We start from the raw sequence: 246 nt of genomic DNA on the forward strand, positions 1-246 counted from the left end.
GGGCTTCCGGGACCATCACCACGGTATTGAGCAGTTCCGGCTTCAGGGCGATGTCCCATGGCTCGGAGGCCACGTTGATCACTTCGGTGCTGGCCTTGGTGCCTTGGCCCACATTGCGGAAATAGGTGGTGGTGACATCACTCAACTCCCACTTCTCGGCACTGTACTGCGCACGCTTGGCAAAGCTGGAAGTCAGCATGTGCCGCTCTTTGTCGAAGGTATAGCGGGTTACCCCGATCAACAGGC

General features: G+C 58.5%; 1 pseudogene. It reads right to left on the minus strand.

What is annotated here, in order from left to right:
* Positions 1 to 246, minus strand: a pseudogene (locus SB756_RS33885) (LPS export ABC transporter permease LptG); the annotation flags it as partial.

This window comes from Pseudomonas sp. SIMBA_068 (assembly GCF_046534705.1).
GTDB lineage: Bacteria > Pseudomonadota > Gammaproteobacteria > Pseudomonadales > Pseudomonadaceae > Aquipseudomonas > Aquipseudomonas putida.